The 14,377-nt window shown below is 72.7% G+C and carries 15 protein-coding genes; 10 read left to right on the top strand and 5 right to left on the bottom strand.

Translation table 11 applies throughout. From position 1 onward, the window contains the following. The 5 genes from FV230_RS14665 to FV230_RS14645 all read left to right on the top strand — a co-directional run. On the top strand, window positions 1–885 hold an 885-nt coding region (locus tag FV230_RS14665), incomplete at its 5' end, for a tetratricopeptide repeat protein (protein WP_147842917.1). 144 nt (window positions 886–1,029) lie between these two features. Further along, a complete protein-coding gene (gene ccmE, locus FV230_RS14660) occupies window positions 1,030–1,551 on the top strand; it encodes a cytochrome c maturation protein CcmE (protein WP_147729140.1) in 522 nt (173 codons plus the stop codon). Between the two features lie 52 nt (window positions 1,552–1,603). Beyond that, entirely contained in the window at window positions 1,604–3,607 is a 2,004-nt protein-coding gene (locus FV230_RS14655) for a heme lyase CcmF/NrfE family subunit (RefSeq protein WP_147842916.1), read from the top strand. Continuing rightward, window positions 3,604–4,074 (top strand): cytochrome c-type biogenesis protein, encoded by a 471-nt coding sequence (locus FV230_RS14650; RefSeq protein WP_147842915.1) that lies wholly within the window; start codon window positions 3,604–3,606, stop codon window positions 4,072–4,074. Before FV230_RS14655 ends, FV230_RS14650 begins: the two co-directional genes overlap by 4 nt. A 129-nt stretch (window positions 4,075–4,203) precedes the next feature. Then, window positions 4,204–4,860: a glutathione S-transferase family protein gene (locus FV230_RS14645; RefSeq protein ID WP_147728451.1), complete on the top strand. Its 657-nt coding sequence runs from the start codon at window positions 4,204–4,206 to the stop codon at window positions 4,858–4,860. Window positions 4,861–4,924: 64 nt separating this feature from the next. On the opposite strand, the gene leuC is transcribed toward FV230_RS14645, so the two are convergent. After that, window positions 4,925–6,337, bottom strand: a complete 1,413-nt coding sequence (gene leuC, locus FV230_RS14640) for a 3-isopropylmalate dehydratase large subunit (RefSeq protein ID WP_147728450.1) — start codon at window positions 6,335–6,337, stop codon at window positions 4,925–4,927. 156 nt (window positions 6,338–6,493) lie between these two features. Next, a complete protein-coding gene (locus FV230_RS14635; RefSeq protein ID WP_147842914.1) occupies window positions 6,494–6,703 on the bottom strand; it encodes a DUF1127 domain-containing protein in 210 nt (69 codons plus the stop codon). 115 nt (window positions 6,704–6,818) lie between these two features. Between FV230_RS14635 and FV230_RS14630 the strand changes: the two genes are divergently transcribed. From FV230_RS14630 to FV230_RS14620, 3 genes are all read left to right on the top strand, one after another. After that, window positions 6,819–8,159: a PLP-dependent aminotransferase family protein gene (locus FV230_RS14630; RefSeq protein ID WP_147842913.1), complete on the top strand. Its 1,341-nt coding sequence runs from the start codon at window positions 6,819–6,821 to the stop codon at window positions 8,157–8,159. Between the two features lie 125 nt (window positions 8,160–8,284). Further along, window positions 8,285–9,238 carry a 2-hydroxyacid dehydrogenase gene (locus FV230_RS14625; RefSeq protein ID WP_147842920.1) on the top strand — a complete coding sequence of 318 codons (954 nt, stop codon included), beginning with the start codon at window positions 8,285–8,287 and terminating at the stop codon, window positions 9,236–9,238. Further along, complete coding sequence (locus tag FV230_RS14620) at window positions 9,235–10,095, top strand: AprI/Inh family metalloprotease inhibitor (protein ID WP_147842912.1); 861 nt, start codon at window positions 9,235–9,237, stop codon at window positions 10,093–10,095. Before FV230_RS14625 ends, FV230_RS14620 begins: the two co-directional genes overlap by 4 nt. 42 nt (window positions 10,096–10,137) lie before the next feature. On the opposite strand, the gene FV230_RS31365 is transcribed toward FV230_RS14620, so the two are convergent. Then, window positions 10,138–10,767 (bottom strand): PRC-barrel domain-containing protein, encoded by a 630-nt coding sequence (locus FV230_RS31365; protein WP_348642137.1) that lies wholly within the window; start codon window positions 10,765–10,767, stop codon window positions 10,138–10,140. Between the two features lie 216 nt (window positions 10,768–10,983). Between FV230_RS31365 and FV230_RS14610 the strand changes: the two genes are divergently transcribed. Continuing rightward, the gene (locus tag FV230_RS14610; protein WP_147842911.1) at window positions 10,984–11,550 is read left to right on the top strand and encodes a glutathione peroxidase; all 567 of its coding nucleotides are present in this window, start codon (window positions 10,984–10,986) and stop codon (window positions 11,548–11,550) included. 17 nt (window positions 11,551–11,567) lie between these two features. Here the strand turns inward: FV230_RS14610 and FV230_RS14605 are convergent, their stop codons facing one another. Further along, the gene (locus FV230_RS14605; RefSeq protein ID WP_147842919.1) at window positions 11,568–12,128 is read right to left on the bottom strand and encodes an NAD(P)H-dependent oxidoreductase; all 561 of its coding nucleotides are present in this window, start codon (window positions 12,126–12,128) and stop codon (window positions 11,568–11,570) included. Window positions 12,129–12,892: 764 nt separating this feature from the next. Between FV230_RS14605 and FV230_RS14600 the strand changes: the two genes are divergently transcribed. Then, complete coding sequence (locus FV230_RS14600; protein ID WP_147842910.1) at window positions 12,893–13,300, top strand: DoxX family protein; 408 nt, start codon at window positions 12,893–12,895, stop codon at window positions 13,298–13,300. Here FV230_RS14600 and FV230_RS14595 read toward each other — a convergent pair. After that, on the bottom strand, window positions 13,294–14,377 hold a 1,084-nt coding region (locus tag FV230_RS14595), incomplete at its 5' end, for a major royal jelly family protein (protein ID WP_246694859.1). The genes FV230_RS14600 and FV230_RS14595 overlap by 7 nt on opposite strands.

Genomic DNA, 14,377 nt, shown 5'->3' with positions numbered 1-14,377 from the left:
GGCCCCGGAGAGGCGAGCGTGGCCGAGCCGCGCCTGCGCCAGCGCCGCGCGGCCTCGGCCTTCGCGCTCTCGACGATCCCCCTGGTCGCCCTGCTCGCCTACGGCCTCTACGGCTCGCCCGACCTGCCGGCCCAGACGCCGGCCGACCGCCAGGCGGTGCAGTCGGGCGCGCAGGACCTGATGAAGGCCGTCGGCCAGATCGAGGCGCGGCTGGCCGCCGACCCGAACGACGCGCGGGGCTGGGCCGTGCTGGCGCCGGTCTACATGCGGCTCGGGCGGTTCGAGGATGCCGCGCGGGCCTACGCGGCGATCGTCCGGATCAAGGGCGAGACCGCCGAATCCCTGTCCGACTGGGGCGAGGCGATGGTGGCGGCCGGCAACGGCATCGTGCCCGAGGAGGCCAAGGCCGCCCTCACCCGCGCCCTCGCCCTCGACCCGAAGGCGCCCAAGCCCCGCTTCTACCTCGCCCGTGCCGCCGAGCAGAACGGCGACACGGCCGAAGCGATCCGCCAGCTCACCGCCCTGAACGACACGAGCCCGGCCGACGCGCCCTGGCTCGGGCTGGTGCGCGAGAACCTGGCGCGGCTCAAGGGCGAGCCCGCACCGCAAATGTCCGGGACGCCGTCGAAATCCGCCGCCGGGCTGCCGCCCGAGCAGCGCGCCGCGATCCAGGGCATGGTCGCCGGCCTCGACGAGCGGCTCGCGGCCAAGGGCGGCAGCGCCGACGAGTGGCAGCGCCTGGTGCGCTCCTACAGCGCCCTCGGCGATCCCGAGCAGGCCGGCAAGGTCCTGAGCCGCGCGCGGATGGCGCTCGCCGCCGACCCGGGCGCGGCCGAGAAGCTCGACACCCTGGCCAAGGAGCTCGGCCTTCCGGTCCGCCCCTGACGATCTGTCCCGGCACGGGCGACTTGACCCGGGACGCGCCGCGTCCGACATCCGAGGGACAAGAATGAGGACGGTCCCGCACCGGGCCGACCTCCGTGAGGTCGGCACCGGGGCCGGACCAACCCGCCGGGGACGGACCCACTCGTGACGCGCAAGAGCCGCCGCCTGATCCTAATCGCCGCCTGCGGCGCCGTCCTGGCGCTCGCCGTCGGGCTCATCCTGTCGGCGATGAGCGGCTCGATCGTGTTCTTCCGCTCCCCCAGCGAGGTGGCGGCACAGGGCGTCGGGCCGGGCACGCGCTTCCGCCTCGGCGGCCTGGTCAAGGACGGCTCGCTCCAGCGCGGGCCGAACCAGACGGTGGACTTCGCCGTGACCGACACCAACGCCACCGTCCAGGTCCAGTATACCGGCCTTCTGCCCGACCTGTTCCGCGAGGGGCAGGGCGTGGTCGCCGAGGGGACGCTCGAGCCGGGCGGCATCTTCCGCGCCGACACCGTGCTGGCCAAGCACGACGAATCCTACATGCCGCGCGAGGTCGCCGACGCGCTCAAGGCGCAGGGGCGCTGGCAGGAGGGCGGCAAGGACGGCAAGGGCTCCGTGAGAATGGACCCGCCGAAGGCCGCCGACGCCGCGCCCCCGAACCTCGGACCGCGCACCGAGCGCTGAAACCGATGTCCGAACGCCGAAAACCGATGTCATTGACTCGAGGAACCGCCGCTTGATCGTCGAGGTCGGACATTTCGCGTTGGCGCTCGCGCTGGCGCTCTCCCTGGTCCAGTCGGTGATGCCGATCTGGGCCGCCCGCTCGGGCGACGCCGCCCTGCGGCAGGTGGCGACGCCGGCCGCGCTCGGCGCCTTCGCCTGCGTGCTGTTCGCGTTCGCCGCGCTGACCTACGCCCACGCCACGTCCGACTTCTCGGTCCAGAACGTGGTCGAGAACTCGCACACGACGAAGCCGTTCATCTACAAGCTCTCCGGCGTCTGGGGGAACCACGAGGGCTCGATGCTCCTCTGGATCCTGATCCTCACCCTGTTCGGCGCGATGGTGTCGGTGGCGCGGGACTCGGTGCCGCCGGTGCTGCGGGCCAACACCCTGGCGGTGCAGGGTTTCATCACCTTCGTCTTCGTGCTGTTCGTGATCACCACCTCGAACCCGTTCACGCGGGCGGTGCCGGCGCCGGTGGAGGGCAACGACCTCAACCCGCTGCTGCAGGATTTCGGCCTCGCGGTGCATCCGCCGCTGCTCTACGTCGGCTATGTCGGCTTCTCGATCACCTTCGCCTTCGCCATCGCCGCGCTGATCGACGGGCGCATCGACGCCGTCTGGGCCCGCGCCGTGCGCCCGTGGACGCTGACCGCCTGGAGCTTCCTGACGCTCGGCATCGCGATGGGCAGCTACTGGGCCTATTACGAGCTCGGCTGGGGCGGCTGGTGGTTCTGGGACCCGGTCGAGAACGCCTCGCTGATGCCGTGGATCGCCGGCACGGCGCTCCTGCACTCGACCGTGGTGATGGAGAAGCGCGACGCGCTGAAGGTCTGGACGGTCCTGCTCGCGATCCTCACCTTCTCGCTCTCGCTGCTCGGCACCTTCATCGTGCGCTCGGGCGTGCTCACCTCGGTGCATTCCTTCGCCACCGACCCGACCCGCGGCATCTTCATCCTCGCGATCCTGATCCTGTTCATCGGCGGCTCGCTGACGCTGTTCGCGTGGCGCGCCCCGATGCTGCGGCAGGGCGGCCTGTTCGCGCCGATCTCGCGCGAGGGCGCGCTGGTGATGAACAACCTGTTCCTGGTGGCCGCCTGCGCCACCGTGCTGGTCGGCACGCTCTACCCGCTGCTGCTCGAGATGCTGACGGCGGAGAAGATCTCGGTCGGGCCGCCGTTCTTCAACTACACCTTCGTGCCGCTGGCGATCCCGCTGCTGCTGATCGTGCCGTTCGGGCAGACGCTGGCCTGGAAGCGCGGCGACGCGCTCGCCGCCTCGCAGCGCCTGTTCGCCGCGCTGGGCCTCGCCCTGGCGATCGGCCTCGGCACCCTGGCCTGGACCTGGGGCGGCCCGGCGATGGCGCCCGTCGGCGTGGGACTGGGCGCCTACCTCATCGTCGGCTCCGTCCTGGAGATCGTCTCGCGGGCCCGCGGATACGGCAGCAGCCGCACCCGCGCGGTCGGCGTGGTCTGGCGCCGGGCGCTCGGCCTGCCGCGCTCGGCCTGGGGCACGGCCATCGCCCATGCCGGCGTCGGCGTGGTGGTGCTCGGCATCGCGGCGCAGGGCTGGGCCACCGAGGGCCTCGCCACCCTGAAGCCCGGCCAGACGCTGGCCACCGGCCCCTACGTCGCGACGCTCGATCGCGTCGCGCCGCGCCCCGGCCCGAACTACGAGGAGGTCGCGGCCTTCCTCACCATCCGCAACAAGGCCGGCGACGAGATCGGCCGGGTCGACACCGGCAAGCGCTTCTACCCGAGCCGCAAGATGACGGTGACGGAATCGGGCCTGCTCACCCGCGGCGTGAGCCAGGTCTATGCCAGCCTCGGCGAGATCGCGCCCGACGGCAGCATCGGCCTGAGGCTGTACTACAAGCCGCTGGTGCTGCTGATCTGGCTCGGCGCTGTGGTGATGGCCCTCGGTGGCGGCCTGTCGCTGACCGACCGGCGCATGCGCGTCGGGGCGCCCGCCCGCGCCAAGCTCAAGCCGGTTCCCCCGCACGCGGTCCCGGCCGAATGAGCCCCGCGCGCGCCCTCCGCCCCGTCCTGCTCGCCGGCCTCGTGCTCGGGGGGGCGACCGCGGCCCAAGCCGTGCAGCCGGACGAGGTGCTGAAGGACCCCGCCCTCGAGCATCGCGCGCGGGACATCTCGTCGGGCCTGCGTTGCCTGGTTTGCCAGAACCAGTCGATCGACGATTCGGATGCGCCGCTGGCCAAGGATCTGCGGCTGATCGTGCGCGAGCGGCTCAAGGCCGGCGACACCAACCAGGGCGTCGAGGATTACGTGGTGAACCGCTACGGCGAGTTCGTGCTGCTGCGCCCGGTCCTGGCCCTGCACACCGTCCTGCTGTGGCTGACGCCGCTGCTCGCGGTGCTGCTCGGCGGCTTCGGCATCTGGCGCCTGTCGCGCCGGAAGGCGCCGGCGCCGGAGCGCGGCCTGTCCGCCGCCGAGGAGGCCGACGTCGCGGCGCTGCTCCGCCGGGAGTGATCCGCGCGCCGTGGCGTTTCCCGGACGTTCGGCGCATGATGCGCGCCGGCGGATTCGAGACGGCGCGTTCGAAACGGCACGAGTCTTGGATCCGCCTTTCGCGAGAAGAACCCGCGAAGGGGAACGCGCATGGCCACGGCGACTCTCACCATCTCGAGCCGGAACTACTCGTCGTGGTCGCTCCGCGGCTGGCTGATCTGCAAGATGGCCGGTCTCGACTTCGAGACCGAGGTGCTGCCCGGCGGCGACGAGACCTCCCGCGCCGAGCTCCTCCACCTGTCGCCCTCGTTCCTCGTGCCCCGCCTGCACCACGAAGGCATCGTGGTGTGGGACACGCTGGCGATCGCGCAATACCTCAACGAGACCTTCCCCGAAGCCGGCTTCCTGCCGAAGGACGCCGCCGCGCGGGCGCATTGCCGCTCGATCAGCGGTGAGATGCATGGCGGGTTCATCAACCTGCGCTCGGCCCTGCCGATGAACCTGAAGGCCTTTCACCCGCGCTTCCGTGTGTTCAACGGCGCCAGGGGCGACATCGAGCGCATCGTTACGATCTTCGACGATTGCCTCGCCCGCTACGAGGGCCCGTTCCTGTTCGGCGAGCGCCCGACGCTGGCCGACGCGATGTACGCCCCGGTCTGCACCCGCTTCCGCACCTACGACGTGACCCTGCCGCCGCGCGCCACCGCCTACCGCGACGCGATCCTGCACTGGCCGCTGATGGTCGAGTGGGCGGAGGCCGCCGCCGAGGAGCCGGAGGAGATCGAAGAGCTCGACATGGAGTTCTGAGGACGGGCTTCTTCCCTCCCCCGCAGAGGGGGAGGGAAGGTCGCGCGCGAACCTGCCGAAGTGCCTAACCCTTCGGCCAGGCCCGGATGTCGACGAAGCGGCCCGCCACCGCCGCCGCCGCAGCCATGGCCGGGGAGACGAGGTGGGTGCGGCCGCGATGGCCCTGGCGGCCCTCGAAGTTGCGGTTCGAGGTCGAGGCGCAGCGCTCGTTCGGGCTGAGGCGGTCGGCGTTCATGCCGAGGCACATCGAGCAGCCCGGCTCGCGCCAGTCGAAGCCGGCGGCCTTCAGCACCGCGTCGATCCCCTCGGCCTCGGCCTGTGCCTTCACCAGCCCGGAGCCCGGCACCACCATCGCCGAGACGCCGGCGTGGACCTTCTGGCCCGCGACCATCTTGGCGACGATGCGCAGGTCCTCGATCCGGCCGTTGGTGCAGGAGCCGATGAACACCCGGTCGAGGGTGATGTCGGTGATCTTGGTGCCCGGCGTCAGCCCCATGTAGGACAGCGCCTTCTCCTTCGAGGCGCGCTTGTTCTCGTCGAGGATCGTCGCCGGATCGGGCACCGAGCCCAGCACCGAGATCACGTCCTCGGGGCTCGTGCCCCAGCTCACGATCGGCGGCAGGCTCGCGGCGTCGAGCCGGACCTCGCGATCGAAATGCGCGCCCTCGTCGCTGACGAGGCTCTCCCAATAGGCGCGGGCCCGTGCGAAGGCCTCGCCCTTCGGCGCCATCGGCCGGCCCTCGCAATAGGCGTAGGTCGTGGCGTCGGGCGCGACGAGGCCGGCGCGCGCGCCGCCCTCGATCGACATGTTGCAGATCGTCATCCGGCCTTCCATCGACAGCGCGCGGATCGCCTCGCCCGCATATTCGATGACGTGGCCGGTGCCGCCGGCGGTGCCGATCTCGCCGATGATCGCGAGCACGATGTCCTTGGCGCTCACGCCGGCCGGCAGCGCGCCGTCGACGGTGACGCGCATGTTCTTGGCTTTCTTCTGCAGCAGCGTCTGCGTGGCGAGCACGTGCTCGACCTCCGAGGTGCCGATGCCGTGGGCCAGCGCCCCGAACGCGCCGTGCGTCGAGGTGTGGCTGTCGCCGCAGACGATGGTCTGGCCGGGCAGGGTGAAGCCCTGCTCGGGGCCGATGATGTGGACGATGCCCTGGCGGCGATCGAGCGCGTCGTAGAACTCGATGCCGAAATCCTGGACGTTCTGCGCCAGCGCCTCGAGCTGGATCCGGCTCTCCGGGTCCTCGATGCCCTTGGAGCGGTCCGAGGTCTGGACGTTGTGGTCGACCACCGCCAGCGTCTTCTCCGGGGCGCGCACCGTGCGGCCGGCCACGCGCAGGCCCTCGAAGGCCTGCGGGCTCGTGACCTCGTGGACGAGGTGCCGGTCGATGTAGAGCAGCGTCGAGCCGTCGGCCTCGACGTCGACGACGTGGTCGTCCCAGATCTTGTCGTAGAGGGTGCGCGGGCTCGTCATGGCTCTGGTCGCTTCGCGGCGTGTCTGTGGCCGGCCTCTAGCCGGCGCGGAGGTCTTTAGTAAGGTTCGAAACGCGATTTCGGAAGTGCTCGCCGGCCGGCCGCCGCAAATGGCTGACCGGCATCGGCTGCAGGGGTGGCGGCCGGCCGCCTCCGGTCACGGCCGCCAGAACGGCTTGTCGGCCTCCGCGCGAACGGCACGGCGGTCGAGGCCGGCGTCGCGCAACTGGTCGTCCCGCAGGCCGGCGAGCTCGCGGCGCGCCCGGTGGCGCCGGATCCAGGTCCGCACCACGGACGGATCGAGACCGAAGATCCGCCAGCGGTCGGAGGCAGGTTGCGACTGGGGTAGGGACGTGACGGCGGGCATGATCAGCGGTCCGAAGCGGGGAGGGGAAAGCGATCCGGCCGGGATTGCCCGGGCAGGATTGAACCGATACGAACCTCGGTTCAATGTGTTTATTGGCCTCGGATCAATTTGGCGGATGACCGATTATCGGAGCGTCGCCGACGCGGTCGCGGCGGAGATCGCCAGCGGGCAGATCAAGCCGGGCCATCGCCTGCCGCCGCAGCGCGCCTTCGCCTACGAGCGCGGCATCGCGGTCTCGACGGCGAGCCGCGTCTACGCCGAGCTGGCCCGGCGCGGCCTCACCCTCGGCGAGGTCGGGCGCGGCACCTACGTCCGCTCGGACCTGAGCGCCCCGGTCCGGATGCAGCCGGAGCCGGCCCCGGGCGCGGTCGACCTCCAGCGCACCCATTCCAACCTGCCGGAACAGGACGTCGTGCTGACCGAGGGGCTGGCCGCCCTCTCGCGGGCCGGCGCCACGGGCGCGGCCCTGAACCAGTACGGACCGGCGGGCACGCCCCGGGCGCGGGCCGTCGCCGCCCGCTTCCTCGCACGCGGCGATTTCGCCCCCGATCCCGACGGCGTCCTGTTCACCGGGAACGGGCGGCAGGGCTTGGCCGCGGTCCTGGCGGCGCTGGCGCGGCCCGGGGACCGCATCGGCTGCGAGCCACTGACCTATCCGGTGGTGAAGGGCATCGCCGCCCGCCTCGGGATCGCCCTCGTCCCGCTCGCCCTCGACGCGGAGGGCATCCGGCCCGACGCGATCCTGCAGGCGCATCGCGCCGCCCCCTTGAGCGGCCTCTACCTCCAGCCGACCCTGCAGAACCCCCTCGGCCTCACCATGGGGCCGCATCGCCGGTCCGAGATCGCGGCGGTGCTGGCCCAGACAGGCCTCGTCGCGATCGAGGACGCGGTCTACAGCTTCCTGTCGGATGCGGTGCCGCTGGCGGCCCGGGCGCCGGGCCGGACGATCGTGATCGACAGCCTGTCGAAGCGCGTCATGCCGGGGCTGACGGTCGGCCTGATTGCGTCGCCGCCCGATTGGACCGACCGCCTCTCGGCCTCCGTCCGCCAGGGCGGATGGGCCGCGACCGGGTTTCCGCTCGCCGCCGGAACGCACTGGATGGGCGACGGCTCCGCCGTGCGGCTCGCCGTGGTCAAGCGCGCGGATGCGGTCGCGCGGCAGAACCTGGCCCGCGACTGCCTGGGCGACCTGTCGATCGGCGGCGACCCCTGTGCCTATCATCTCTGGCTCGACCTGCCCGAGACCTGGCGCGCCGAGGCCTACGCGGCGGCGGCCCTGCGGCAGGGCATCGCCATCACGCCGGCCTCGGCCTTCGCCATCGTCCCGGGGCATGCCCCGAACGCCGTGAGGCTCGCGCTCGCCGCGCCGCCGCGCGACGACCTGCGCCGCGCCCTCACGGCGCTGCGCCGCCTGGTCGATGCGCGCGACGACCAGATCATCGACGAGATGGGATAGCCTGGACCCGGAGCCGCGCGGCCCGTACGGCCTTGTCGCCACCGCATGGGGCGCCCATCATCGCGCCGGAACCACGCCCCGACGGCGCCAGGAGCCGACCTTTGAGCCTTCGACCCGAACTCCTGATGCTGAAGCCGATGCTTGCGAGCGTCGGCGAGGCGTTGACGCCCGCCTTCGACCTGCACCGGCTCGACGCCGCGACCGACCGCGACGCGTTCCTCGCCGAGGTCGGCCCGCGCATCCGCGGCCTCGCCGTCAACGCCCAGGCCGTGGTCGACGGGCCGCTGATGGACCGTCTGCCCAACCTGGAGATCGTCGCCAATTTCGGGGTCGGCTACGACACCATCGATGCGGCCGAGGCCGGGCGGCGCGGCGTCGTCGTCACCAACACGCCGGACGTGCTCACCGACGAGGTCGCGGACCTGGCGATCGGCCTGCTGCTCGCCACGGTGCGGCAGATCCCGCAGGCGGACCGGTATCTGCGCGCCGGGCGCTGGCCGGAGAAGCCGTTCCCGCTCACCGCGTCGCTGCGCGGGCGCCGGGTCGGCATCCTCGGGCTCGGGCGGATCGGGCGGGCGATCGCGAGGCGGCTCGAAGGCTTCGGCGTCGCGGTCGCCTATCACGGGCGGCGCCCGCAAGGCGACGTGCCCTACGCCTATCATCCGACTCTGGTCGGGCTGGCGCAGGCCGTCCACGTGCTGATGGTGGTGGCGCCGGGCGGCGCCGGCACGGACGGCCTGGTCGATGCCGCGGTGCTCGCCGCCCTCGGGCCGGAGGGCATCCTGATCAACGTCGCCCGCGGCAGCGTGGTGGACGAGGCGGCGCTGGTCGCGGCGCTGGAGGCCGGCACGATCCACGCGGCCGGCCTTGACGTCTTCGCCGCCGAGCCGCACGTGCCGGAGCGGCTCGTCGCCCTCGACCGGGTGGTGCTGCTGCCGCATGTCGGATCGGGCACGCACGAGACCCGCGCCGCCATGGGGCAACTCGTCGTCGACAACCTGATCTCGTGGTTCGAGGGCCGCGGGCCGCTCACGCCGGTGGCGGAGACGCCCTGGCCGGCAGCGGGCGCCCGGGCATGAATCCGGCCCGGAACACCGTCTGCCTGCGGCTGGCCGCCGGGGCCTGGCTCGCGCTGGTCGGCGCGGCCGCCGGGCAGGATGCTCCCGCCTCGTCCGCTCCTCCGGCCGTGCCTGCATCCGAGCCTCCGGCCGCGCCCGCACCCTTCGCGATCACCCTGCCCGAGGGGCGCGGCGGCGTGCCCGGCACCTGGGACCTCTCGCGCGACGGCACCAACCGGCGCTGCGTGATGACGCTGGCCTCCGAATCCGGCGAGGCCGGGCAGAAGGTGTACTTCCCGGCCGGGTGCCGGCGGTCGGTGCCGGTGGTGAGCGCGGTCGCCGGCTGGCTCTTCGCCGACGGCGTCGTCCGCCTCGTCGATCGCAACGTCCGCCCGGTGCTGGCCTTCGCCAAGCGGCCCGACCAGCGCAGCTACGTCGCCACCGCCGAGGCAGGCGAGAGCTACAGCCTGGTGCCCCTCGAGATCGCGGCGATGCGTGCGTCGAGCCCCCTCGACCCGACGGCAATCGCCGCGGCGCCGCCCGAGGCCGCGCCCGATCCGGTGCCGGCGCAAGCTCCGCGGTCGGCCCCGGGGCCCGGGGCGCCGGCGGGGATCTACGCGCTCGACCGCCTGCTCAACCGCGACGTCTGCCGGCTCGATCTCGGCGACGGGCCGGGTGCGCCGGTGCGCCTCCTCCCGGGCTGCCGCGACAGCGGGATCGAGGTGTTCGATCCGGCGACGTGGCGCACGAGCGAAGGCCGCATGACCCTGGTGGCCAAGCGCGGGCACGTGGTGAACCTCGTGCCCGCCGGCGACGGAACCTGGCGGCGCGACCCGGAGACCGGCGTCGCCTTCGTGCTCCGCCGGGTCGCGCCCTGAGGCTGGCCGCCGCCGGGCTCGTCCGCTGCTCGCGACGGGCCTTTACTTGGCAGCGTCCGCCTTGCCGGCATCGTCCTTCGGCTTCTCCTTGCCGAGGTAGATGTATTCCGGCGCCGCGCGGAGCTGGTCCTTGTCGGTGTTGATCATCGCCCGCAGCGCCTTGCCGTCGACGCGCTGCAGATGCATCGCGCTCGGGTCGACCGCGACGTACTTGGTGCCGATCCCGAGGAAGCCGCCGACGCCGACGACCCAGGCCTTCACCTTGCCGTCGAAGCCGATCACCACGTCGGCGATCTCGCCGATGGTCTCGTTGGCGCCGTTGATGATGGTCTGGCCGACGAGCTTCGAGCTGACCATGTCGTCGGGCGACTGCGCGACGAAGGTCGGCCGCAGGTTGTCGGTGAAGGTCGCGGGCTGCCCCGGCACCGCCTCGACCGGCTTCATCGGCGCCGCCGACGCGTCGGGCTTCGCCGGATCGGGCTTCACCGGATCGGGCTTGACGACGTCGGGCTTGGGCGCATCCGGCGAGGCCGTCGCCGGCTTCTCGGGCGGCACGGCCTGGGTGCCCGGCGCGGCCGTGGTCGGGGACGACGTCTGCGCGAGCGCGAGGCTCGGTCCCAGGGCGGTCGTGCCCAGGGTGAGGAGGACCGTTCCGGCAATCAGGCTGCGCATCGCGTCTCGTCTTTCCATCGTCGCCCCGAGCCCGATCCGGCCCGGGGTCTACAGTGAAGCTCCCCCGCAAAAGGCCCGCCGCATCAGAAGGTTCCACCGTGCCCGCATGGTGCGCCGGCTCCGGAAAACGCGCGGGGCCCGCCCTGGACCTCGCGGCCGCGTGCGCCATCTGGTCGTGGGCCGAGCCCGCGACCGCTCCGGAGGCCGTACCCGCCCATGACCCTGCTCCGCCGCGAAGCCCTCACCCTCCTCGGTGCGGCCATGGGTGCCGCCGCCGGCAGCGCCCACGCCCTCGATGCCGGGACGCGCGCCACCGCCTTCGCCTTCGACGGGCCGGAGGGCGGGGCGATGCCGCTCTCGGCCTATGCCGGGCGGCCGATCCTGGTGGTCGACACCGCCACCGCCTGCGGCTATGCCGGGCAGCTTACCGGGCTGCAGACGCTGTGGACGCGCTTCCAGGAACGCGGGCTGACGGTGATCGGCGTGCCCTCGCCCGATTTCGGCAACCAAGAGCCCCTCGACGGCGCCGCCATCGCCGAGGCCGCCCGCAAGAACCACGGCGTCACCTTCCCGCTCACCGCCAAGACGCGGGTGAAGATGCCGGGCGCCCACCCGTTCTACCAATGGGCGGCGCTGGAGAAGCCCGGCGAGACGCCGCGCTGGAACTTCCACAAGTACCTCGTGGCCCGCGACGGAACGCTGGCCGCCGCCTTCGCGACCCAGGTCGAGCCGACCGACCCGCGGGTGATCAGCGCGATCGCCGCGGCGCTCGACAAGGCTTGAGCGTCACGGCCTGAGGCTCACGCCGCCGGCGCCTTCTCCCGGTCGGCCCCGCGCGACACCTTCAGCAGCGCGTCGAGCTCGCGTCCTGCCGCCTCGATGCGCGCGGCCACGGTCGCGTCGGCGACGACGCCGTCCGCGATCTCGTCGCCGCCGGCATAGACCGAGGTCGGCGCGATGTGCGCGGAGAAGAACCCGAACAGCGGCCGGAGCGAGTGCTCGACCACCAGCGCATGGCGCAGGCCGCCCCCCGTGGCGGCGAGCGCCACCGGCATGCCGACGAGGGCCTCGGCGTCGACGAAATCGAACACGTGCTTGAACAGGCCGGAATAGGCGCCCTTGTAGACCGGCGTCCCGACGATCAGCGCGTCGGCCCCCTCGATCGCCGCGACCAGCGCCTCGGCCGCCGGCGGGAGGCCGTCGCGCGTGAGCGCGCCGAGGCCCGGCCCGGCATCGATCAGGTCGATCACGCTCAGGTCGATGCGGCGATGGCGGCCGAGCTGCGCGCCGATCGCCTCGACGAGCGTGCGGGTGCGCGAGGGCCGGTTGATGCTCGCCGAGAACGCGACGACGCGGGGCAGGGGCACGGATGGAACCTCGGGACTCGCCGGAGCGCCCCGGCCCGTGGAGGCCGGCGGCGCGATCGGTCCGTTGTGACCGGTCCGGCGACGCTTGGGAACCACCGCGGGCCGCGACTCCGGCACCGTGTCAGGGCCTGTCCGTCCGCTCCCTGGGGGCCCCGACGGAAGACCCGAGGTCATGGCGTCGGTCCTTCGAGCACGGGGGACGATCCGGCGGAGCGCCGGATCGGAGGCTGAGGACGGCGCCCAGGAGACCGGGACCGGTCGGCCCGTGCTTCGGGCCGAAGCCGCGCAGCCGCCGGAACCGGACCGCGCAGGCGGGCGAGCCGGTGCGGCGGGCGATGACCGCCTCGAATGCGGTCGACATCCGATAAGGATCGCGACGTCGACCAGCGCCGGCCGCCACAGCCGCAGCGCCACCGCCCACGCGATGCCGAGCGTGCCCGCTCGGGCGGAGAACGGCTCCGGTCCGCCCGCCGCACGCTCCTTGGCCCGTGCCATCGGGGCGGTTCGTAGCGGGACGCCGAAGGCGACGTGCTTCGCGATCGTCGTCACCGCTAGCGCCGCCGGCGTCGAGACCGGAACCAGCGGCATCGTTGCCCCGAGCGTCGCCCCAGGCCGGAAGCGTTGCACGCGCCGGTTGGTATTTCCTGAACCGGCGCGGGCGCGCGGGCGGCGTTCCGTTCCGCAAATGCGAAAGCTTGACAGGCGGGGCGAAGTCCTCGCGATGGTGCCTCCCCGAAGCGTCGGAGACCCGTCCGCCCATGAACTCGCTCGTCCCGCGCCTGAACGGCTACGCGCCCTACGCCCTGTCGCTGCTGCGCGCGGTGACCGGCCTCGTGTTCCTGCAGCACGGCACGCAGAAGTTGCTCGGGCTTCCGCCGCGGACGATGCCGGCGCCCGAGCTGCTCTCGCTCGCCGGTGCCGCGGGCCTGCTCGAGCTGGTCGGCGGCACGCTGATCGTCCTCGGGCTGTTCACCCGGCCGGTCGCGTTCCTGCTGTCGGGCCAGATGGCGGTGGGCTACTTCCTCGTCCACGCGCCGAAATCGCCGTTTCCGGCGGTGAACGGGGGCGATGCCGCGATCCTGTTCTGCTTCGTGTTCCTCTACCTCGTCTTCGCGGGCGCCGGCCCCTTGAGCGTGGACGCCGCCCGCGCCGGCCGCCGCTACTGAGCGAGGCCGTCGACCGGGTCGGCATCGATCCGCACCCGCAGGATCGCGTAGGGCGGCTCCTGCAGGTCGCGGCCGTGGTTGTACTCGGGCCGGCGGTTCACCTGGGCGGCCGAGATGTAGAGCCAGCGGTCGGCGGTGATCCAGAACGTGTCCGCCCAGATCAGCCGCGGATCGGAGGCGATCACGGTGATCGTCCCGTCGGGGTCGCGCCGCCCGACGGCGTTCTGCTCCTGCAGGCTGAGATAGACCCGGTCCTTGGAATCGGTGGTGAGGCCGCCGGTCATCCCCTTCTCGCCGAGGTCCTTCACGGTCGCGGCCACCTCGGCATCCGAAACCTTCGGGTCGAGCAGGCCCGCCGTCTCGACCGAATACAGCCGGCGCGCCATCAGCGGCGCGTAGTACAGGCGGCTGCCGTCGGGGCTGAGCGCGATGCCGTTGGCGCCGCCCTTCGGGTGCTGCGGCGGGCCGTCGCCCTTGGTCTGCATCACCGGGCGCTCCTCGACGAACTTCACCACCCCCTTCTGCGACTTGGTGCTGGCATGCTCGGCCAGCCGCCGCGCCACCTGGCCGGTGGCGAGGTCGACGGCGAGGATCGCCCCGTCCTCCCCCTGGCCCTGGTCGGTGATGTAGGCGCGCTGGCGCCCAGGCCTGATCTCGACGCGCAGGTCGTTCAGCGACGAGGTCGGCACGATGCCGGCCTCGAGCGGGATCATGCGGACGATGCGGTTCGTCGCCAGGTCCATCTGGACGAGCTTCGCCCCGCCCGGCACCGGCGCGCCCTTGCCCTCGGGCAGGCCGGAATCGAGCAGCCACAGGCTGTCGTCGGTGGCGAAGACGCCGTTCGGAACGTGGAAGAACGTCGCCTGCGGCCGGCCCGCGTCGGGGGTGTTGGTGGCCTGGTCGGGATAGGGCTTCACCGAGCCGTCGGGCAGCACCTCGCCGATGGTGACCGTCTCCTTGCCGGTGAAGCGCGGCATCATCACGAAGACGCGGCCCCCGTGGGAGATCGCCAGGCCGGTCGGCGTCGAGGGCGCGTGCGCGGCGAGCGCCAGCTCCATCCGCGGCGCGGTCCGGCTC

The organism is Methylobacterium sp. WL6 (assembly GCF_008040095.1).
Taxonomy (GTDB): domain Bacteria; phylum Pseudomonadota; class Alphaproteobacteria; order Rhizobiales; family Beijerinckiaceae; genus Methylobacterium.
This window is presented reverse-complemented; position numbering and strand designations above follow the sequence as displayed.

Excerpts from the sequence above, each read along its gene's own strand:
- FV230_RS14650 (WP_147842915.1), top strand. The coding sequence starts at position 3,604 with ATGAGCCCCGCGCGCGCCCTCCGCCCCGTCCTGCTCGCCGGCCTCGTG.
- FV230_RS14645 (WP_147728451.1), top strand. The coding sequence starts at position 4,204 with ATGGCCACGGCGACTCTCACCATCTCGAGCCGGAACTACTCGTCGTGG.
- leuC (WP_147728450.1), bottom strand. The coding sequence starts at position 6,337 with ATGACGAGCCCGCGCACCCTCTACGACAAGATCTGGGACGACCACGTC.
- FV230_RS14635 (WP_147842914.1), bottom strand. The coding sequence starts at position 6,703 with ATGCCCGCCGTCACGTCCCTACCCCAGTCGCAACCTGCCTCCGACCGC.
- FV230_RS14630 (WP_147842913.1), top strand. The coding sequence starts at position 6,819 with ATGACCGATTATCGGAGCGTCGCCGACGCGGTCGCGGCGGAGATCGCC.
- FV230_RS14625 (WP_147842920.1), top strand. The coding sequence starts at position 8,285 with ATGCTGAAGCCGATGCTTGCGAGCGTCGGCGAGGCGTTGACGCCCGCC.
- FV230_RS14620 (WP_147842912.1), top strand. The coding sequence starts at position 9,235 with ATGAATCCGGCCCGGAACACCGTCTGCCTGCGGCTGGCCGCCGGGGCC.
- FV230_RS31365 (WP_348642137.1), bottom strand. The coding sequence starts at position 10,767 with ATGCGCAGCCTGATTGCCGGAACGGTCCTCCTCACCCTGGGCACGACC.
- FV230_RS14610 (WP_147842911.1), top strand. The coding sequence starts at position 10,984 with ATGACCCTGCTCCGCCGCGAAGCCCTCACCCTCCTCGGTGCGGCCATG.
- FV230_RS14600 (WP_147842910.1), top strand. The coding sequence starts at position 12,893 with ATGAACTCGCTCGTCCCGCGCCTGAACGGCTACGCGCCCTACGCCCTG.